General features: G+C 41.5%; 21 protein-coding genes. 18 read left to right on the top strand and 3 right to left on the bottom strand.

Annotated elements, in window-relative coordinates; genetic code table 11:
• The first annotated feature begins 3 nt into the window (after positions 1-3).
• The gene (gene pgi / locus F909_RS02035; protein ID WP_005154315.1) at positions 4-1,677 is read left to right on the top strand and encodes a glucose-6-phosphate isomerase; all 1,674 of its coding nucleotides are present in this window, start codon (positions 4-6) and stop codon (positions 1,675-1,677) included.
• Positions 1,670-2,686 carry a UDP-glucose 4-epimerase GalE gene (galE, locus tag F909_RS02030; RefSeq protein WP_005154317.1) on the top strand — a complete coding sequence of 339 codons (1,017 nt, stop codon included), beginning with the start codon at positions 1,670-1,672 and terminating at the stop codon, positions 2,684-2,686. Before pgi ends, galE begins: the two co-directional genes overlap by 8 nt.
• A 53-nt stretch (positions 2,687-2,739) precedes the next feature.
• Here galE and F909_RS02025 read toward each other — a convergent pair whose 3' ends face one another.
• Positions 2,740-4,110, bottom strand: a complete 1,371-nt coding sequence (locus F909_RS02025; RefSeq protein ID WP_032878315.1) for a phosphohexomutase domain-containing protein — start codon at positions 4,108-4,110, stop codon at positions 2,740-2,742.
• 202 nt (positions 4,111-4,312) lie between these two features.
• A complete protein-coding gene (locus F909_RS02020) occupies positions 4,313-5,527 on the bottom strand; it encodes an amino acid aminotransferase (RefSeq protein ID WP_005154319.1) in 1,215 nt (404 codons plus the stop codon).
• 453 nt (positions 5,528-5,980) lie between these two features.
• Between F909_RS02020 and F909_RS02015 the strand changes: the two genes are divergently transcribed.
• The 16 genes from F909_RS02015 (at position 5,981) to F909_RS01945 (ending at position 20,340) form a co-directional block, all read left to right on the top strand.
• The gene (locus tag F909_RS02015) at positions 5,981-6,691 is read left to right on the top strand and encodes a GntR family transcriptional regulator (protein WP_005154320.1); all 711 of its coding nucleotides are present in this window, start codon (positions 5,981-5,983) and stop codon (positions 6,689-6,691) included.
• A complete protein-coding gene (gene prpB / locus F909_RS02010) occupies positions 6,684-7,568 on the top strand; it encodes a methylisocitrate lyase (RefSeq protein ID WP_005154322.1) in 885 nt (294 codons plus the stop codon). The genes F909_RS02015 and prpB overlap by 8 nt, the downstream gene beginning before the upstream one ends.
• 118 nt (positions 7,569-7,686) lie before the next feature.
• The gene (gene prpC / locus F909_RS02005) at positions 7,687-8,844 is read left to right on the top strand and encodes a bifunctional 2-methylcitrate synthase/citrate synthase (protein ID WP_005154324.1); all 1,158 of its coding nucleotides are present in this window, start codon (positions 7,687-7,689) and stop codon (positions 8,842-8,844) included.
• Positions 8,844-11,462: a Fe/S-dependent 2-methylisocitrate dehydratase AcnD gene (gene acnD / locus F909_RS02000; protein ID WP_005154328.1), complete on the top strand. Its 2,619-nt coding sequence runs from the start codon at positions 8,844-8,846 to the stop codon at positions 11,460-11,462. The genes prpC and acnD overlap by 1 nt, the downstream gene beginning before the upstream one ends.
• A 79-nt stretch (positions 11,463-11,541) precedes the next feature.
• Positions 11,542-12,969 carry a hypothetical protein gene (locus F909_RS01995; RefSeq protein WP_005154339.1) on the top strand — a complete coding sequence of 476 codons (1,428 nt, stop codon included), beginning with the start codon at positions 11,542-11,544 and terminating at the stop codon, positions 12,967-12,969.
• Positions 12,970-13,105: 136 nt separating this feature from the next.
• A complete protein-coding gene (locus F909_RS20970; protein WP_004637424.1) occupies positions 13,106-13,249 on the top strand; it encodes a zinc ribbon-containing protein in 144 nt (47 codons plus the stop codon).
• A gap of 127 nt (positions 13,250-13,376) precedes the next feature.
• Positions 13,377-13,952: a DUF4126 domain-containing protein gene (locus F909_RS01990; RefSeq protein ID WP_005154342.1), complete on the top strand. Its 576-nt coding sequence runs from the start codon at positions 13,377-13,379 to the stop codon at positions 13,950-13,952.
• 76 nt (positions 13,953-14,028) lie between these two features.
• On the top strand, positions 14,029-14,538 hold the full coding sequence (locus F909_RS01985) for a GNAT family N-acetyltransferase (protein WP_005154346.1): 510 nt from the start codon (positions 14,029-14,031) through the stop codon (positions 14,536-14,538).
• Positions 14,539-14,610: 72 nt separating this feature from the next.
• On the top strand, positions 14,611-15,309 hold the full coding sequence (locus F909_RS01980) for a hypothetical protein (protein ID WP_005154348.1): 699 nt from the start codon (positions 14,611-14,613) through the stop codon (positions 15,307-15,309).
• Between the two features lie 149 nt (positions 15,310-15,458).
• On the top strand, positions 15,459-15,698 hold the full coding sequence (locus F909_RS01975) for a DUF6868 family protein (protein ID WP_005154349.1): 240 nt from the start codon (positions 15,459-15,461) through the stop codon (positions 15,696-15,698).
• A gap of 119 nt (positions 15,699-15,817) precedes the next feature.
• Positions 15,818-16,522 carry a DUF1003 domain-containing protein gene (locus F909_RS01970; protein ID WP_005154350.1) on the top strand — a complete coding sequence of 235 codons (705 nt, stop codon included), beginning with the start codon at positions 15,818-15,820 and terminating at the stop codon, positions 16,520-16,522.
• Between the two features lie 142 nt (positions 16,523-16,664).
• Positions 16,665-17,552: a DMT family transporter gene (locus tag F909_RS01965; protein ID WP_005154351.1), complete on the top strand. Its 888-nt coding sequence runs from the start codon at positions 16,665-16,667 to the stop codon at positions 17,550-17,552.
• Between the two features lie 571 nt (positions 17,553-18,123).
• Positions 18,124-18,576, top strand: a complete 453-nt coding sequence (locus F909_RS01960; RefSeq protein ID WP_005154353.1) for a hypothetical protein — start codon at positions 18,124-18,126, stop codon at positions 18,574-18,576.
• A 98-nt stretch (positions 18,577-18,674) separates the two neighbouring features.
• Entirely contained in the window at positions 18,675-19,340 is a 666-nt protein-coding gene (locus F909_RS01955) for an RluA family pseudouridine synthase (RefSeq protein WP_005154354.1), read from the top strand.
• Between the two features lie 24 nt (positions 19,341-19,364).
• Positions 19,365-19,838 carry a GNAT family N-acetyltransferase gene (locus F909_RS01950; RefSeq protein ID WP_005154356.1) on the top strand — a complete coding sequence of 158 codons (474 nt, stop codon included), beginning with the start codon at positions 19,365-19,367 and terminating at the stop codon, positions 19,836-19,838.
• 136 nt (positions 19,839-19,974) lie between these two features.
• Positions 19,975-20,340, top strand: coding sequence for a ribonuclease E inhibitor RraB (locus tag F909_RS01945; protein ID WP_005154358.1), 366 nt, complete (start codon positions 19,975-19,977; stop codon positions 20,338-20,340).
• 72 nt (positions 20,341-20,412) lie between these two features.
• On the opposite strand, the gene F909_RS01940 is transcribed toward F909_RS01945, so the two are convergent.
• Positions 20,413-20,880: an Lrp/AsnC ligand binding domain-containing protein gene (locus F909_RS01940; protein WP_005154359.1), complete on the bottom strand. Its 468-nt coding sequence runs from the start codon at positions 20,878-20,880 to the stop codon at positions 20,413-20,415.
• Positions 20,881-20,904: the final 24 nt, after the last annotated feature.

Below are 20,904 nucleotides of genomic sequence, written 5' to 3' on the forward strand. Positions count from 1 at the left end.
AAGATGGTCAAGCAGATTCAGCCCTTTGCACTAAAGGAACAGAGCTCGGTGGTGGAGCATTTGTCATCTTTGCAACAGCAATTGAAAGATATTCATCTCAAACAATTATTTGCATCTGATCCTGCACGCTTTAAACATTTTTCGGTTGAATATGATCAAATTGTTTTAGATTTTAGTAAGCATCGTCTCGATCAGAATGTTTTAAATAGCTTGGTTGATTTAGCTCAATCACAAGATTTAAAACAATGGATCAAAAAACTCTTTTCTTCTGAACAGATTAATTATACTGAGCATCGGGCTGCGATGCATTGGGCATTACGTCTACCGCAATCTCATTCAGATTTTACCGAGATTAATCAAGCAGTGCACCAACAGCTTGAACGTATGTATAGCTTGGTTGATAAAATTCATGCGGGTCAGTACCGTGGTGCGACGGGCGAAGTCATTCAAGATGTGGTCAATATTGGTGTGGGGGGATCGGACCTAGGTCCTGTGATGGTTACCCATGCGTTGTCTGATTTTAAGGTGACAACTGCAAAGCCTTTAGATGTGCATTTCGTTTCGACGATGGATGGCAGTCAGCTGTCTGAATTGTTGCATCAGCTTCGACCTGAAACGACTTTATTTATTATTTCTTCAAAGTCATTTGGCACGATTGACACCTTATCGAATGCACAGACTGTCCGCCAATGGTTGGAAAAGGCCTTGGGTACAAATGCGGAAATTCTAAAAAATCATTTTATTGGGGTTTCGACCAAGCCTGAAAAAATGACGGAATGGGGCATCGCAGAAGACAAACAGCTGTTGTTATGGGATTGGGTCGGTGGCCGTTATTCACTTTGGTCATGTATTGGTTTACCGATTGCATTGACCATCGGAGTTGAAGGGTTTAAGCAATTATTAGCTGGTGCTTATGCCATTGATCAACACTTTCAAACTGCACCATTTCAGCAGAATATTCCTGTCTTGATGGGCCTATTAGGCGCATGGAATAATAATTTTCTGGATATTCAAACTCATGCAGTCTTGCCTTATGACGGGCGGCTTAAATATTTTGCGGCCTATTTGCAGCAGCTAGAAATGGAATCGAATGGTAAGTCGATTCAGCGTAATGGTGAGAAGGTAAAGTCAGCAACGTGTCCAATTGTTTGGGGCGAAGTGGGACCCAATGCGCAGCATGCCTTTTATCAATTGCTGCACCAAGGCACACATTCTGTCAGTTGCGATTTTATTGCACCCGTAAAACGTTATAACGCGAATCAATTTACCTATGCGGAAAGTGCAGAAGCTCTGGTAGAACAGCACCATTTAGCCCTATCAAATTGTTTGGCACAGTCACGTTTACTGGCTTTTGGAAACCAGGCTCTAGCAGCGGATGAACTTAAAGATTTACCTGCATATAAACAATATGAAGGCAATCAACCGAGCTCAACCATTTTACTCAAAGAGCTCAATCCTTATAGCTTAGGGATGTTGATTGCCATGTATGAGCATAAAGTGTTTGTGCAATCTGTACTGTGGAATATCAACCCTTTTGATCAATGGGGTGTTGAAAAAGGCAAAGAGATTGCTAATCAACTGTTACCTGTTTTAAACCGTGAGCAAGATGATCTATCAGCATTTGATGCATCAACGCAAGGTCTGCTTAAAATATTGTTAGGAAAGACAAATGGCTAAGATCTTAGTGACCGGTGGCGCTGGCTATATTGGTTCGCATACCTGTTTAGAGTTGCTTAATGCAGATCATGACGTAGTTGTATTTGATAACTTATCAAATAGTTCTGAAGAAGCCTTGCGTCAAGTACAGAACCTGACCAATAAAGCTTTGGTCTTTGTTCATGGTGATATTCGCAATCAAGTTGAATTAGATCAGGTCTTTCAGGATTATCAGATTGATGCTGTGATCCATTTTGCAGGTTTAAAAGCTGTGGGAGAGAGCCAGCAAATTCCATTGGTGTATTTCGATCACAATATTGCGGGTAGTGTTCAATTGTTCAAGTCAATGGAGAAAGCTGGTGTATTTACCTTGGCTTTTAGCTCATCCGCGACGGTGTATGGGGAGTTGAATCCATCTCCATATCAGGAGGAGATGCCATTGAGTTTGCCCAATAATAATTATGGTTATACCAAACTGATTATTGAGCAGATGCTAGAGAAAATGGCACTTGCAGACTCAAGATGGTCGATTGCTTTGCTACGTTATTTTAATCCAGTCGGTGCTCATAAAAGTGGACAGATTGGTGAAGATCCTCAAGGTATTCCAAATAATTTAATGCCTTATGTCACACAGGTAGCAGTCGGGCGACGTGAAAAACTGTCGATTTTTGGCAATGACTATCCAACTAAAGATGGTACTTGTGAACGAGACTTTATTCATGTTGTTGATTTGGCTCAGGCCCATGTTTTGGCGGTCACCAATCGTTTAAACAATCAAGGGTGCCGAGCTTGGAATATTGGCACTGGAACTCCGATTTCAGTTCTGCAAATTAAAGACACTTTTGAAAAAGTGAATGGCGTTGAGATTCCAACAGAATTTGCGGAGCGGAGATCTGGAGATTTAGCCGCATTTTATGCGGATGCTTCGCGGGCTAAAGCTGAGCTCGGTTGGCAGCCACAATATACGCTGGAAGACATGTTGGCAGACAGCTGGAACTGGCAAAAGCAAAATCCAAATGGCTTTAACTGAATCGAATCCCAACAAAAAAGGAGCTTTGAGCTCCTTTTTTGTTGCTGCATAGATTAGCCTTGAATCAAAGCTGTTAATTCATCTATATAGTGCTGCATCGGTTGCGGATTTTGATCTGCACGACTTTCAATATTCAAGCGCAGTAATGGCTCTGTATTCGATGCACGTACATTCAAGCGCCAAGCACCAAAATCGAGGCTAACGCCGTCGGTGCGATCAACTTGAGGATTCTGGTTGGCATAATGATCAAAGATTTTTTGTACGGTGGCTTGTGTGTCAGCCACTTTAAAGTTGATTTCACCACTACATGGAAACTTGGCAATCATATTTTCAACTAAAGTTGAAAGCGATTGACCTGTTTCAGAAAGCAGGGTAATTGTGAGTAACCATGGAATCATGCCGCTGTCGCAATAGGCAAAATCACGGAAATAATGATGGGCACTCATTTCACCGCCATAAACCGCATTATGTTCACGCATCACATCTTTAATGAAAGCATGCCCAGACTTGGACTGTACCGCAACACCTTGATATTGATTGACAATATCAAAGGTATTCCAGACCAAACGTGGATCATGCACGATTTTCTCACCTGATTGTTTAATCAGGAAGGCCTGTGCCAATAAACCGACGATATAATAGCCTTCGATGAATTGACCTTTTTCATCAAACAGGAAGCAACGGTCAAAGTCACCATCCCAAGCAATACCCATATCGGCTTGATGTTGCAGCACTGCATCACGAGTGCTGTCACGATTTTCAATCAGGATCGGGTTAGGAATACCATTTGGGAAGTTGCCATCAGCTTCATGATGAATTTTAATAAATTCCACTGGAATATTCAGTTGCTGGAATTTTTGTTCAATTGCATCAATCACATGACCTGCTGCACCATTGCCTGCATTCACGACCAGTTTGAGTGGTTTAATTTTTTGTGGGTCAATATAAGTGAGTAGATGATCAACGAACTCAGGTAAAATATTGTAGGGTTGAGCTGTACCTTTATTGGTAACTTTAGTGAATTGGCCTGATTCAGCCAAGGCCTGAATTTCTTTTAAGCCAGTTTCCGCACTGATGGGACGTGCATTTTCACGTACCAGTTTCATCCCGTTATAATCCATTGGATTGTGGCTGGCAGTCACTTCAATGCCGCCTTGTACATCTAAATGGAAGGCAGCGAAATAGACTTCTTCTGTGCCTGTCATGCCTAAATCAAGCACATTCACGCCCGCATCATTTAAGCCACGAATGGTCGCCTGTTTTAAACCTTCACTACTTAAACGGATATCACAACCAATCACGACGGTTTTGGGTTGATAGATTTGTCCATAGGCACGACCAATGTTATAGGCAATCTCTTCATTCAGTTCTGTGCCGAGTTTTCCGCGAATATCGTAGGCTTTAAAACAAGTCAGTTGAGTCATATTGTTCAATTCATAATGATGTGATTTGAGTTGTGAACACATTATACAGATATCGCCAAGAAGTCATATTTATAGTTTTTTATCTGTGTTTAATATGACTCATTGTGTTGCTTAAGCGATAGTTCAAGGCGTTTTTGCATTCTAGAATTTTGTTTCGAATAATAAAAAAGGCGCTTGCAGCGCCTTTTTTATGCATTACAAATTAAGCTGTTGCAGCAGATTTTGCTAAAACTTCAGCCACTGCTTTCGCAACTTTGTAAATATTATTCATGTTGAGGCCTGCAACACAGATACGACCACTGCGTACCAAGTAGATTGCATATTCTTCACGTAATGTATCGACTTGCTCGCCTGTTAAACCCGTATAGCTGAACATACCTTTTTGGTTCACAAGATAACTAAAGTCACGATCAGGAAGTGCTTTGGTCAACTCATCTTTCAAGATACTACGCATTTTGATAATACGCTCACGCATCTCTTTCACTTCGCCTTGCCATTGTTGATTTAAATCAGCATCATTTAACACTTGATCAACCAACCATGCACCTGTTGTTGGTGGGCTAGAGTAGATACGACGTACAGTTGCTTTTAACTGACCGAATGTACATTTTGCTGCTTCAGCATCGTCACATACGAAAGTCAAACCGCCAACACGCTCACCGTAAAGTGAGAAGATTTTTGAGAACGAGTTGCTGACAATAAAGTTTAGACCAGCTTGGTCTAAAGCACGAATGGCATAGGCATCCTGTTCCATACCATCGCCGAAACCTTGGTACGCGATATCGAGGAACGGAATCAGGTTACGTTCTTTTAATACCACAATCACTTGATCCCATTGTGCTGGGTTCAAGTCTGCGCCGGTTGGGTTGTGGCAGCATGGGTGCAATAACACAATGCTTTGTTCTGGCAAGGTTTTTAAAGTAGACAACATCCCGTCAAAATCAACGCCACGTGTTTCAGCATCGAAGTACGGGTAGAAGTTGCTCTTGATGCCTGCACCATTGAAGATCGCAACGTGGTTATCCCAAGTTGGCTGGCTGACCCAAACTTCTGAATTCGGGAAGTAGGTTTTTAAGAAGTCTGCACCGACTTTTAATGCACCAGAACCACCAAGCGTTTGAATTGTTGCAACACGACCTTGTTGAATTGCAGGGCTATTTGCACCAAATAATAAGGCTTGAATCGCATCACGGTAAGGTTTGAAACCTTCCATTGGTAAATAAAGCTTGGTTTGCGTGTTTTTAGGGGCAATACGTTTTTGTGCTTCGATAATGGTATCAAGCTGAGGAACGATACTGTCTTCGTTATAGTACAAACCAATACTGAGGTTTACCTTTTCAGCACGTGGATCAGCATTGAACTGTTCCATGAGTGAAAGGATTGGATCGCCTGCATAAGGTGGGATATGTTGAAACATTAACAATGTCCTTTTCTTCAACAATGTGCATAGATGTCTGGGGAGGTTGGCGCTTTAGGAGCGGAACCTTTGATGCCCAATAATGTATCAATAAAGACTGCATGAAGCACGCTGTTATTTACATTTTGGTGCAGTATTTACTTACAAAATTTGTCGGGATGAATCAATTATAAGGATTGTCTACAATCAAGCTGTCATACCATGGTCGTAGCATTAAAAGTATAAGATGGCTAAATGTATAAAAGCTCACTGCTGAATGACAAATAATGACGTATTTAAGCTTTTGTTTTATCTATTTTTATTTGAATTTACAGGTGATATTCCCACTGACAGTCGAAGCTTGTCAAGTGAATTGGATTGACAGTATCAGTCGGATTTATTGTCGACAATCCTATTGCATTTTTTCTTTTATCTCGTTATAAAATCATAAAAACCGTAGAGATTGTCGACAATATGCAAGATACACTTGTTCCTCAAGCCCTCAGCACCAGTCAGGGAATGACCCTGACGGAACACGTATTTAAGCAAATTCAATCGGCAATTGTGTTGGGACACATCCCTGCGGGCAGTAAGATTTCAGAACCTGAATTGGCAAGGATGTATGGCATTAGCCGTGGCCCCTTACGTGAGGCGATTCATCGTCTGGAAGGGCAGAAACTGGTGGAGCGAACTGCCCATGTCGGTGCGCGCGTGGTGTCACTGTCACTACAACAGTTTCAAGAACTCTATCAAATTCGCGCTTCTTTAGAAGGTCTGGCCTGTAAGCTGGCCGCTCAGCATATTGATAAAAAACAGATTCTGGCTTTGCGTGATGTATTGCGAATGCATGCCGAAGATGAAAATTTTAAAGCAGGTAAAGGCTATTATCTGCAAGAAGGCCAAGACGATTTCCATTACTGCATTATCAAAAGCAGTGGCAATAAAACCCTCGAAAAAATGTTATGCGATGAGCTCTATCACCTCATCCGTATGTATCGAATCCAGTTTTCAAATACCCCAGATCGCCCGAGCAAAGCTTGGGATGAACATATCCGCATTTTAGATGCGATTGCTGAAGGTGACGGTGAGCTTGCCGAAATGCTGATGCACCGTCACATTAATGCATCCTACAAAATTGTTGAGCAAACATTGCTACACACTCAAGGAGAACAACAACATGGCTAAACAGTCTGCTGGTCAGCTATTCCGCGACGCGGTCGCAAATGAAAAACCATTACAAGTGGTCGGTGCGATCAATGCCAACCATGCGTTATTGGCAAAACGTGCAGGCTACAAAGCGATCTACTTGTCTGGTGGTGGTGTTGCGGCAGGTTCTTTGGGCTTACCTGATTTGGGTATCAGTAACCTTGATGATGTATTGACCGATGTACGCCGTATTACCGATGTATGTGATCTGCCTTTATTGGTCGATGTGGACACTGGTTTTGGAGCTTCTGCATTTAATATTGCGCGTACCACCAAGTCGATGATCAAGTTCGGTGCTGCTGCAATGCATATTGAAGATCAAGTCGGTGCTAAACGTTGTGGTCACCGTCCTAACAAGGCAATCGTGACCCAGCAAGAAATGGTAGACCGTATCAAGGCAGCGGTCGATGCACGTACCGATGACAGCTTTGTGATCATGGCACGTACCGATGCACTTGCGGTTGAAGGCTTACAAGCAGCGATTGACCGTGCGGGTGCTTATATCGAAGCAGGTGCAGACATGCTGTTCCCAGAAGCGATCACTGAATTGGCCATGTATAAGCAATTTGCTGATCTGACCAAAGTACCAGTTTTAGCCAATATCACTGAATTTGGTTCAACCCCATTATTTACCACAGAAGAATTGGCTTCTGCCGATGTCAGCATTGCGCTCTATCCACTTTCTGCATTCCGTGCCATGAACAAGGCAGCAGAAAATGTCTATGAAACATTGCGTAAAGAAGGCACACAAAAGAATGTGGTTGAGACCATGCAAACCCGTCAAGAATTGTATGAACGCATTAACTACCATACGTTTGAACAATATCTTGATGCATCGTTTGAAAAAGCAAAATAAGGAATCCCCCTAAATCCCCCTTTTTCAAAGGGGGACTTCCCTCCCTTTGGAAAGGGAGGGTTAGGGAGGAATTTTAGAACTCATAATTCACATAGAAAGAACAGAAAAGGACAATCTTATGAGCAGTAATGAAACACCAACAGGCTTCAAACCAAAAAAATCAGTTGCACTCAGCGGACAAGTTGCAGGCAACACCGCACTCTGTACCGTAGGCCGCAGCGGCAACGACTTACACTACCGCGGCTATGACATTCTTGACCTTGCAGTGGGTAGCCAATTTGAAGAAGTGGCACACCTTCTGGTACATGGCAAACTTCCGAACAAAGCCGAACTCAAAGCCTATAAAGCAAAATTAAAAGCACTTCGTGGCTTACCAGCAGCATTGAAAACCGCACTAGAGCAACTTCCACCGTCGGCACACCCAATGGATGTGATGCGTACGGGTGTATCTGTGCTCGGTTGCTTAACCCCAGAACATGAAGACCACAACGAAGCAGGTGCAAAAGATATTGCTGATAAATTGATGGCAAGCTTAGGTTCAATGTTGTTGTACTGGTATCACTTCAGCAACAACGGTCGCCGTATTGAAGTTGAAACCAATGATGATTCGATTGCTGCGCATTTTTTGCATTTACTTCATGGCGAAGCACCATCGGAAGAATGGATTCAAGCCATGCACACGTCTTTGATTCTGTATGCAGAGCATGAGTTCAACGCATCTACCTTTACCTCTCGTGTGGTGGCAGGAACAGGCTCAGACATGTACTCAGCAATCACAGGCGGTATCGGTGCATTACGTGGCCCTAAACATGGTGGTGCCAATGAAGTTGCGTTCGTGATTCAACAGCGTTATGACAATGCAGATGAAGCTGAAGCTGACATTCGTAGTCGTGTTGAGAAGAAAGAAGTGATCATTGGCTTCGGCCATCCTGTTTACACGATCTCTGATCCACGTAATGAAGTGATTAAAAAAGTGGCCCGTGAACTTGGTGAAGCACAAGAAAATACCAAGATGTATTTGATTGCTGAGCGTTTAGAAGCCGTGATGAAAGAAGTGAAGAACATGTTCCCGAACCTCGACTGGTTCAGTGCGGTGAGCTATCACTTGATGGGTGTACCAACGGCAATGTTCACCCCATTATTTGTGATTGCACGTACTGCGGGTTGGTCTGCACATGTGATTGAGCAACGTCAAGACGGCAAGATCATTCGTCCAAGCGCCAACTATACCGGTCCTGAAAATCTTGAATTTAAACCATTGGCGGAGCGTGGTTAATGAACACAACATATCGTAAACCGCTGGCAGGTACCCAGCTCGAATATTATGACGTGCGTCAAGCCGTTGAAGATATTCAGCCAGGCGCATACGAAAAGTTGCCATACACCTCGAAAGTGTTGGCTGAACAGCTGGTGCGTAAAGCTGATGCCGAGAATTTAACCGCCTATTTAACCCAGTTGATCGAACGCCGTCAGGATCTCGATTTTCCATGGTATCCAGCACGTGTGGTCTGTCATGACATATTGGGTCAAACTGCACTCGTGGATCTTGCAGGTTTGCGTGATGCGATTGCCGATAAAGGCGGTGATCCTTCCAAGGTCAATCCTGTGGTGCCAACCCAGTTGATCGTCGATCACTCTTTGGCAGTAGAATTCGGTGGCTTTGACCCAGACGCATTTGAGAAAAACCGTGCAATCGAAGACCGTCGTAACGAAGACCGTTTCCACTTTATTGAGTGGACTAAAACCGCTTTTAAAAATGTTGACGTGATCCCTGCGGGTAACGGCATCATGCATCAGATCAACTTGGAGAAAATGTCTCCAGTGATTCAAAATCGTGACGGCTTGGCATTCCCAGATACTTGTGTCGGTACAGATTCACATACGCCACATACCGATGCGCTTGGCGTCATTTCAGTTGGTGTCGGTGGTTTAGAAGCTGAAAACGTCATGCTCGGTCGCGCGTCTTGGATGCGTCTTCCAGACATCATTGGTGTTGAATTTGTCGGTCAGCGTCAAGCCGGTATTACTGCAACGGATATCGTCTTGGCATTAACCGAGTTCTTGCGTAAAGAGCGTGTGGTCGGTGCATATTTAGAGTTCTTCGGTGAAGGTGCTGACAGCATGTCTGTGGGCGACCGTGCCACCATCTCAAATATGACGCCTGAATATGGCGCAACTGCTGCGATGTTCTATATCGATCAGAACACGATTGATTATTTACGCCTGACCGGTCGTGAAGATGCTCAAGTGGCTTTGGTTGAGCAGTATGCTAAAGAAATTGGTCTTTGGGCATCAGATATGACCCAAGCTGAGTACCCACGTGTACTTCGTTTTGATCTTTCAACAGTGACTCGTAACATTGCAGGCCCATCAAACCCGCATGCACGTGTTTCTACAGCTGATTTGAAAGCAAAAGGCATTGCAGGGAATTTGGATATTGCCAAGGCACAAGAAGCAGAAGGTTTAATTCCTGATGGTGCTGTGATTATTGCTGCAATTACCTCATGTACCAATACCTCTAACCCACGTAATACCGTTGCCGCAGGTCTGTTGGCACGTAAGGCCAATGAACTCGGTTTAGTGCGTAAGCCTTGGGTGAAATCATCATTTGCACCAGGTTCAAAAGCGGCTGCATTGTATCTTGAAGAAGCGGGTGTACTCAAAGACCTTGAGAAACTTGGTTTTGGTATCGTAGCGTATGCATGTACCACCTGTAATGGGATGTCGGGTGCACTTGATCCAGTGATTCAACAAGAAATCATTGAGCGTGACTTATACGCGACTGCGGTACTTTCGGGTAACCGTAACTTTGATGGTCGTATCCATCCCTATGCAAAACAAGCATTCTTGGCATCTCCGCCACTTGTGGTGGCCTATGCGATTGCAGGAACCATTCGCTTTGACATCGAAACAGATTCGCTCGGAAATGACAAAGATGGCAATCCAATTTATCTGAAAGATATCTGGCCTTCGGATGCTGAAATTGATGCGCTTGTGAAAGAAGCAGTGAAGCCTGAGCAGTTCCGTAAAATCTACATTCCGATGTTTGATTTGGGTGTCAATGAAGAAGCTGCAAGCCCATTGTATGATTGGCGTCCAATGAGTACCTATATTCGTCGTCCACCTTACTGGGAAGGGGCACTAGCTGCACCACGTACTTTAGCCAATATGCGTCCGTTGGCGATCTTGGGTGACAACATCACCACCGATCACTTGTCTCCATCGAATGCGATTGTGCTAGACAGTGCTTCTGGTGAATATTTGGCGAAAATGGGTGTACCTGAGGAAGACTTTAACTCTTATGCTACCCATCGTGGTGATCACTTAACCACGCAACGTGCCACCTTTGCGAATCCGAAACTATTTAATGAAATGGTGATTCGTTCAGACGGCACCATTAAGCAGGGTTCAAAAGCGCGTGTCGAGCCAGAAGGCGAAGTAATGCGGATGTGGGAAGCGATAGAAACCTACATGAACCGTAAGCAACCGTTGATCATTGTGGCGGGTGCGGATTATGGTCAGGGTTCAAGCCGTGACTGGGCGGCAAAAGGTGTTCGTCTTGCAGGTGTTGAAGCGATTGTGGCCGAAGGTTTTGAGCGTATTCACCGTACTAACTTGGTGGGTATGGGTGTTTTACCGCTTGAATTTAAAGCTGGTGTAAACCGTAAAACCTTAAAGCTGGATGGTACTGAGTTGTATAGCGTGATTGGTAATATTGCGCCACGTTCGACTTTAACTTTAGTGATTGAGCGTGCTACAGCGGATGGTAAGGAAGAGATTATTGAAGTGCCTGTGACCTGCCGTTTAGATACAGAAGAAGAAGTTTCTGTGTATGAAGCGGGTGGGGTATTACAGCGTTTTGCTCAAGACTTTTTAGAAGGTCAAGTGGCGTAATACTTTGATCTGAAAGTGATTGATTCTGTTTAATAAAGACCCTATCGTAATGATGGGGTTTTTTTATTTGGAAAATATAATGATTATAAGTTTTGTAGATGAATATAAAATTGATAGTTTGAAATTTGAAGAAACTGGTGCTTTCGATCCTATTCTCGGGGTTGATACAAGGCTTTTTATTGATCCAAGTTTAATACGAGATACAAAAATACCTGAATTTAAAAATGCTTATTCTAAAATTCAAATTTTTTTTGAAAAAGTTATTAGGTTATTGAAGCAAGCCCAACAAACATCTAAATCTGATTTATTTTGGAAAAAGGCTTTAAGTATATTTAAAACAAATGAAATTAAAGGTTTCAGTATTGGTTATTCATCTAGTAATCAAGGGAGTGGGATAGGAGAGAAAAAGAAACAACAAATATTGGAGAATATTAAAGCAATTATCGAAGCTGGCAATGAGGATCCAGCCATTTTTGAATTAGTTGGTGCTTTTGAAGATGGTGTTGGTCCAGATTTAATAAGTGATATGACAACTAATATTTTAATTGATGAGTTGATCGCATATACACAAAGAGTTTGTGCAGAATTTAAGATTGAGCTAAAAGAATTAAGATTCTCAAAATATTATAAACCAGCAAATTTACCTGAGAATCCTTATACCGAAGAACCGATTATTCTAATACCTAAAGAGTTCTTAAGAGATTTGCCAGTTGCAAATGAGTTTGCTGATCTTAATTGGATTAAATCCCATAATGAAGAACTCCGAGTTTTCTTTAATGATTTGTTGGGTAACGCATATAAATCAGTTACTACCCAAGAAAAGAAGCAACATGTAAAAAATGTATTTATACAATACCCTGATTTGTTGAAAGAATTATTAGAGGCCTACTCCAACTCGAGACCTAGTTATTATGATTTTAATGAAGATAAAACAGGTGAAGTGATTTGGTATAGAACAGCTCAAGACGTATTAGCTAAACAACCTCTAGAATTAACTTTAAAGAAAAACCCAACTTTGGATGATGTGTATACAGTAGTTAAAAAAATATGTATGCATTTTAAGGAATTAATAGAGAATAATGGGCTGAGTAAGTTACTTTATGATGATAAGGATAAAAGAAAGCATGAATCAGCAGCACAATTATTATTTTTTGGAATAGCAAGCGCATATTGTTATGCAAATAATTTAGATTTATCTCCTGAGGCCGATGCAGGTAGAGGACCTGTTGACTTTAAAATTAGTGCAGGTGCATCAACTAAGGTATTGGTAGAAGTTAAGCTAACATCGAATAATCAATTAGCTCATGGTTATGAAAAACAGCTCCCTATTTATCAAAAAGCAGAGAAAAGTCAAAAAGGCATATATTTAGTTTTATATAATGAAGGTATTACGAAGGGGCGTTGGGAATCTTTCAATTCATTAGTTAAGAATACGAGACTAAAAAATTTAGACGTTATAATTGTTAATGCAATTCCCAAAGCATCAGCTAGTGTTGCGGATGAATAAGTTATTTTGTTGATAAAAATGACCAAATTTCATTCTTCACCTTTCCGCCATCACCACTCGGCGGAAAGGTCAATAAATAATCAAAACTATCACGCTATAGTATATATACCATTTCTAAAATCTATGGAGAGCAAAGATGGTCACTGCTGGCGAAAAACCTGGAACAGGCTTCTATTTTTGTGTTCAATGCGGACACCGCACCTATTTAGAAATTGGTACTGATCGTTTACCTCCGTGTACCAAATGCCTTGGCAATCAATTCAACAGTAAGAATGCCTAAGCCGCAAAATATCAAACAGTTACCCACTGTTTGAATAAAAGCCCTATCCCTTGATAGGGCTTTTTGTTACCTTAAAAATAAGATGTAAATAACAAGACCTGTCATAGGCATAGAAAGGTAATCCGTGATGGAAACAATTTTAGGACTCTGTATCGGCGTTGGACTCAGCGCAGCCTGTGGCTTTCGTGTCTTTGTGCCGCTATTAGCCATGAGCATTGCTACCCTCATGGGTTGGTATCAACCTGCCCAAGGCTTTGAATGGCTGGCACTTCCTTCGGTGTGTATGGCGCTGGGTTTTGCTACCCTCTGTGAAATTGCAGCTTACTATGTGCCGTGGGTGGATAACCTGTTAGATACCATTGCTACCCCTGCGGCTGTGGTGGCAGGTACGCTAACCACGATGGCAGTCAGCAGTGGAGAAATGTCCCAGTTTGCCACTTGGGCCGCGGCACTGATTGTTGGTGGTGGAACAGCAGGCGTGGTGCAAATGAGTACCGTAGCAGCACGAGGTGTCTCGACGGCAACCACAGGTGGACTGGGTAATTTTGTGGTTGCTACAGGTGAACTGATTGGCTCGATCTTATTGTCGATTCTGGCTTTTATCATGCCTGTGGTGATTACAGTCGCGGTGATTATTCTTATTATTGTTGCCGCACGTTGGATTCATGCAAAACGCCAAGAGCAAGCCACTCCTGCACGATAAGCTTATATTTGCAAATCTATCATTTTTATATTGTGAATACGGATAATAAAAACACTTCTTTAGGAGTCATAAATAGATGTCACTTCGTTTGGTAAAACCTCATTCAAAGTTTAAACAGAGTTATAACGACTATATTGATGAACTTGCTAATGAAGAACGTTACCCGCTCACATTAGACTTCGATCACACAGATTTTGACAAGTTTTTGAATAAATTAGAACAATATGAAAAAGGGCAGTATTTACAAGAAGGACATGTAGCCAATATTACGTATTGGTTAGTCGATGATAATGAAGTTATCGGTGTGTCGAATCTACGACCTAAGCTCAATGCACAGATTCAACATTGTGGTGGACATATTGGTTTAGGGATTCGTCCTTCTAGGCGCAGACAAAATTTAGGTACTAAGTTACTGGAACTTACTATTCAGGAAGCGTGGGAGTTAGGCTTAACGCAATTGCATATACATTGCTATAAATCAAATTTGGCGTCTGCAAAAGTGATTCAAGCAAATAAGGGTTGCCTTGATTCTGAACTTACCCTAGATCAAGTGATTCAAAGATACGTCTTACATAAAGCAATATAGAAAATCTAAGTTGGTGCTAAGCAAATAAATGCTTAGTGTGAATGTTATTCGATATTAAAAAATGATGGACTTATGAAAACTCAACTGATTGCCGCCTTACTCTTATTTTCAGGCTTAGCGATACTGCCACAAGTCAGCTTTGGTCAAGAACAACCGACAGCAGAAGAACTGAAACTCCGTAAAGATAAAGTGACCTATAAAGCCTATGTCCCAGCGAAATATCAACTCTTTCAAGCCATTGAAGGCGACCTGAATAAAGATGGTTTGAAGGATGTCGTGCTGATCGTCAAAGCCACTGATCCCAAAGCCTTTGTACATGATGAGTATCGTGGACATTTAGACCGCAACCGCCGTGGTGTAATTGTATTGCTGAATGAAAAAGGCAAATACAAACCTATTGTCAGCAACCTCAATTGTTTTAGCTCAGAAAATGAAGATGGTGGCGTCTATTTCCCACCTGAGTTATGGATGGAAATTAAAAATAATCTATTGAGTGTCTATTATTCGCATGGGCGTTATGGTTATTGGCGTTATCTGTTTCGCTTAGAAGGCAATGATCTGCGTCTGATTGGCTATGATGATTCAAGCAATCATGGCCCTCTCATTCAAAGCCAAACCAGTATTAACTTTTTAACAGGCAAAAAAGTCATTCGTGACAATTTAAGCCAAGACCCAGAAGAAGATCCAAGATTTAAAGAAACATGGAGCAAAATCAATCAGGTACCGATCTATCTGTCCAAAGTAAAAGACTTTGATGATTTGAGCTTTTAAGGTGGATCCGTTGTTTTGATGATTATTGCTGTATGTTGGATTTATGCAAAATGCCAAGTGAAAGTAGAGCGTTTTAGGGGAGGGCATTTTAAGTTTCGTATCATAAAAGCCGCTTAAAATAATAATGATAAAAATGGAGGGAAACCGTCATGAATACTTTCCAGATCACCCAGTTTTTTCTTTATATGACGATCTTTAATTATATCGTTTTAATGATTTGGTTCTTGGCCTTTGTTTTTGCAAAAGGTTCAATCAGACGCCTACATGGACATTGGTTCAGCCTTTCTGAGCAGCAATTTGATGCGATTCATTATGCTGGCATGGCAATCTATAAAATTGGCATCTTATTATTCGGTCTCGCACCTTATCTTGCATTAAGGCTGCTCTAACAGACGATCTTTTTTGATTGAAGATTACAAAAGCATCACGGGGCAGCGCGAGGTGGCAGGATAAAATTCAACAACAATAATGTGATAAATGAATAAATCTTACAAAGAGGGGATAAAACATGAATGGAAAAACAGAATGTCGGATCTGCATCGTTTGTAAAAAAAACTTACCCATCAAGAGCCTGATCCCGCTTGGAACGATTCGTCGGGTCATTACAGAAGAAATTGCGCATGATTATCCAGAGTGGAGTTTGCAGGATTATATTTGCCTGCCTGATTTAACCAAGTATCGGATGCAATATGTACATTCCTTGCTCAATTCAGAACAGGGTGAAGTCTCTAACTTAGAAAATGACGTGCTACAAAGTATGCAACATCATGAGTTAATTAATAAGAATATAGAAACTAAATTTGATCAAGACTGGACGTTGGGAGAGCGGCTGGCAGATAAAATTGCATCATTTGGTGGGAGCTGGACATTCCTGATTTGTTTTGCAGCTTTCTTGGTAATTTGGATCTTGGTCAATACCGTGATTATGGTGAAACATCCTGCTGACCCTTATCCCTTTATTTTGTTAAATCTGATTCTGTCTTGTTTGGCCGCAGTGCAAGCCCCAATTATTATGATGAGTCAAAACCGTCAGGAAGCCAAAGACCGTTTACGCTCAGAAAATGACTATAAGGTGAATCTCAAAGCAGAGCTGGAAATCCATAATTTACATGAGAAAATGGATCATCTACTCATGCATCTATGGGATAGACTGGCAAAAATTCAGGAAATACAGCTCGATTTACTGACTGAAATGAGCAAAAAGAAATCATAACTGGTCGATTGAAACAGTCTTATGCTACTGGGCGATTTCCTTTAAAAAATCTAAGCTACAACGACTGACTCTGAAGATTGTCATCGAAAAACCAGTCAGAACAGCGTAAATTAGCTTCACTTTTGATATTGCGTTCAAGCTTATGACCCTTACTTGGATTTTATTTACCTTGATGGCTGCATTCATGCAGGCTTGGCGCAATGCATTTCAAAAACAACTCAGTACCACCGTAGATATCTACGGCACCACACTGGCCCGATTCATCTTTTCACCCATCTTTGCCTTTAGCTATTTGGCTTTTCTCTATCTGCATCAACCTGTCACCGCATCCGTGCATTTTTCCGATAAATTCTGGTTCTATATCGTCATTGCAGGTATTAGTCAGATCTATGCCACTGCCTTGATGGTGAAACTTTTTCAACAAAAGAACTATGCCATTGGGGTGGGACTGGCTAAAAGTGAAGCGATCTTAGCCGCTTTGGTCGGTGTACTGTTCTTACAGGAACATCTCAGTACATGGGGCTGGTTCGGGGTCGTGATTGGGGCATTGGCGGTATTTTTACTGAGTAAAGGTAAGCAACAATCTGATTTGTCCTTAAAAACTTTGATGATTGGATTGGGTAGTGGGCTGTGCTTTGCCATCACCTCTTTATTGGTTCGTGAAGCCAGTTTAGAGCTGAGCATGTTGCCATTTTTGCATCGGGCGGCTTGGGTGTTATGCAGTCTGATCAGTTTTCAATGCATTGTATTACTGGTTTACCTCGGATTTTTTAGCCGATCGACGCTGTATAAAATGTGGCAGCGTGTTGGACTGACCTTGAGAGTGAGTATTTGTAGTTTTCTCGCTTCGGTGGGCTGGTTTAGTGCGATGAGCATGCAAACCGTGGCGATTGTCAAAACACTGGGTCAGGTGGAAATTCTATTCAGTCTATTGATCTCGGCCTTCTTCTTTAAAGAAAAGCTTGCCAAAACCGATCATTTGGGTCTGTGGCTGGTCATTGTCGCCGCGATTATGGTGATTTGGGCTTAAACCAAAAGCAGTATTTGAAAAAATACACATATAAATTTGAATTTATCAGAATATAAATCGTGCTTTTTTACTGGATATGAAAAATATTTTAACTTTTTTAATAGGGTGTGCAAAATTATTTCATTGATGGCTAAAAATAGCTGTTTTTAGGAAAACAATCCCAGCGCGATCTGCCTAAACTATGTCTCAAGGGTGTGAAAGGGATCGAAAAGAGCAGCATGCACCGATGCTTACAAAGCAAGTGTGTATCAACCCAAAAGGTCTCGATTCGGCTTAGGACGCTATAGATCAAAAGTTTATAGGCAAAGGTTATGGCTTACAAAGTCATAGGTGTTGAAGTAAACAACTTCTGTTTTCCCTTGATACCCTAAAAAATTTAACCAAATAGAAAAGAATAATCAGATCGAAAAAATAAAAACTAGATCAAGAAAGTTAAAATTGAATGTGAAATAAATCCTGTAATCTTAATATTTTGAATAGAAATCGATATTTTTATATTAAAAAACAAAATGATATAATTATTTCCATATTTAAAAAATCAAAAAAATTACAGCAATAGGTCAGTACCCGTATGAATGAGTTCGAGCTTAAAATCCGTTATCCGCATCAGATGAATCGAAATGAAATCGATCATATTGGGACATTTGATTTGGCAACGATTTTAAGCAAATTTGACGAAATGGCTTGGCGTCAGCAGCTCATTCGTCAATTACAACTCAATGGCGCGGACACCAGTTTTATTGTCAGTGATCATCGTACAGAGCAGACCATTTCAATTACCCTCGATGCCTATGCCAAATCGCAACAACTGGAGTTTAAACTGGACAGTGATATTGCTGTGATCATTCCCAAAAAAGACCTATTTGGTTTGGTGACACGCAAAAGCAAAGACAGCATTTCATTTAAACAGCTCAGCCTTGCTCGGGTAAAAGACTATCTGATTGCCTTTCTCAATCGGGATATTGAAAGCTTGGAACAACGCTACAAAGAAAAGTTAAGCAAATCGCTCAAAATCCTATCTTAACTCGTTCACGGGAATAGGGTAAATCAATGTTTGCGAAACTATTTGGGACGCCTATAATCGCTGCTGGTTTTGTCTTTGCTTGATTTGTTTAGCTCTCTATGCCTTTAAATGACAACTTTATTTATGCGCCGCCGCAAGATCCTTTAGACATTGTGTATGAAGATGAAGATTTGCTGGTGATCAATAAGCCTGCAGGTTTGTTGTCCGTGATGGGGCGTCTACCTGAGCATCAGGACAGTGCTTATTTACGGGTACTGGAACGATATGCTGCGGCCAAAGTCACCCATCGTCTGGATATGGCAACCTCAGGGCTGTTGATGTTTGCCAAGCATCGGGAAGCAGAAGTCGCCGTTAGTAAAATGTTTCAGGCACGAACCGTCAAGAAATACTATGTGGCGTTGGTACAGGGGCAAATTCAGTCCGAAGGCAGTGTTGAAGTGCCATTGATTACCGATTGGGAAAACCGTCCACGTCAGATCGTCCATTTTGAACTGGGCAAGCAAGCCAAAACCTTGTTTCAATGCATGGCATATGATGCAGTAAGTGATCAAAGCCGTGTTCGTTTAGAGCCAGTCACAGGTCGTTCGCATCAATTGCGGGTACATATGATGCATATTGGCCATCCGATCATGGGTGATAAGCTCTATCATCCTGAACCTGCCAAGTTTCATTTAAAACGTATGGCCTTGCATGCTGCTTATCTGGCATTTCAGCATCCACTCAAGCAGCATGACGTTGAAATTCATTCTGAGGTAAAGTTCTAAGCACTACAATAAATAGGCAAGATCATGTATTCGATTCAACACGCTAAATGGATAGCACTCTCAGAGATACAGCAACTGCAATTAAAGGCACTGTTGTTGGTGGCTGATCCAAGTTGGGTGGAGATCGAAACATATTTATTTAACGCAAAGCTTTTTGTGATGCAGAATGCCCAAGCACAGATCATTGCTCAGCTTTGTTTACTCGAAACGGATGATCAAGCTGAAATTAAGAATTTGACAGTGACCGAAAGCTATCAAGGACAGGGCTTGGCTAAGGCTTTGATTCAGCATGCGATTGAGTATGCCAAACAGTTAAATCTGCATCGTTTATGGGTGAAGACGGGTAACTCGAGTCTGGATCAATTGGCACTCTATCAAAAATGTGGATTTCGTCTGTCGCATATTGAACGTGATGTCTTTAAAGACTACCCAGAACCCATCTATGAAAATGGAATAGCTTGCCTTGATCAAGTGGTGCTTGGCATTGTTTTAAGCTGAAACACAGTAGTTTCAGGACATTTACTTTGATCATTTTTTGACTACAATATTGCTATTAATCCGTCTAAAAAATGACATAAAAATCGGCTAATCTATAGCCAAATATCAAGTCGAAAACACAACAAAGGATATTTATATGACTCGCGATTATGACCAATTCCCAGACAATGATAATGGCAACGTGCTATGGCAGATGGTTGAAGATGGCAATGAACTCAACGAGCCACATGAAGTCGAATTTTCGATTGTTTTTGAAAAACAAGAACAGGTTGAAAAATGTGCCTTGCACCTTTTACATCAAGAACAAAAAATTTCACTTTTTCAGGAAGAGGTACATTCCGATGGATCAGACCTTTGGGTGCTGAATATTCATGTCAACATGATTTTGGAATATCAAGATATTGCAGATTTGGAAGAATGGATGACCAAGATCGCCAAAGAATTCAATGGTGAATATGATGGCTGGGGATGTATGAGCTATATTTACGACGAAGATGAGTAAACCCTCTCAGTCTGATCAAATAAAAAAGCCCTTCAATCTGGGCTTTTTTGTTATGAGGTATCTGATGATAGGTTATACACCCATATCTAAATATAAAGACTCTTTGACTTCTTCCATCACAATATAGCTATGTGAAGAGGCGGATGCAGGCAGTTTTTTTAATAAATCGCCTAATAGGCGTCGATAAGCACTCATTTCTTTTAAACGCGCTTTCACCAGATAATCAAATTCACCTGAAATCAGATGGCATTCCAACACTTCAGGAATATCCACCAAATCGCGCGCCACTTGATCAAATACATCGCCAGATTTGGCGGACAGTTTGATTTCCAGAAACACCAACAGGCTACGGTCGACATAAGCGGGGTTGAGTCGGGCATAGTAGCCCACTATGATGCCTTCACGCTCCAAGCGCTTCACTCGTTCTGAGCAAGGCGTGGTGGATAAGTTCACACGCGATGCCAGTTCACTGATCGCAATTCGACCTTCACGTTGCAAAATATCTAAAATCAGGCGATCAATCCGGTCTAATTTACGCATAGAAGATTCCCTTTTATTTTAATT

Source organism: Acinetobacter sp. ANC 3929 (assembly GCF_000369405.1).
Taxonomy (GTDB): domain Bacteria; phylum Pseudomonadota; class Gammaproteobacteria; order Pseudomonadales; family Moraxellaceae; genus Acinetobacter.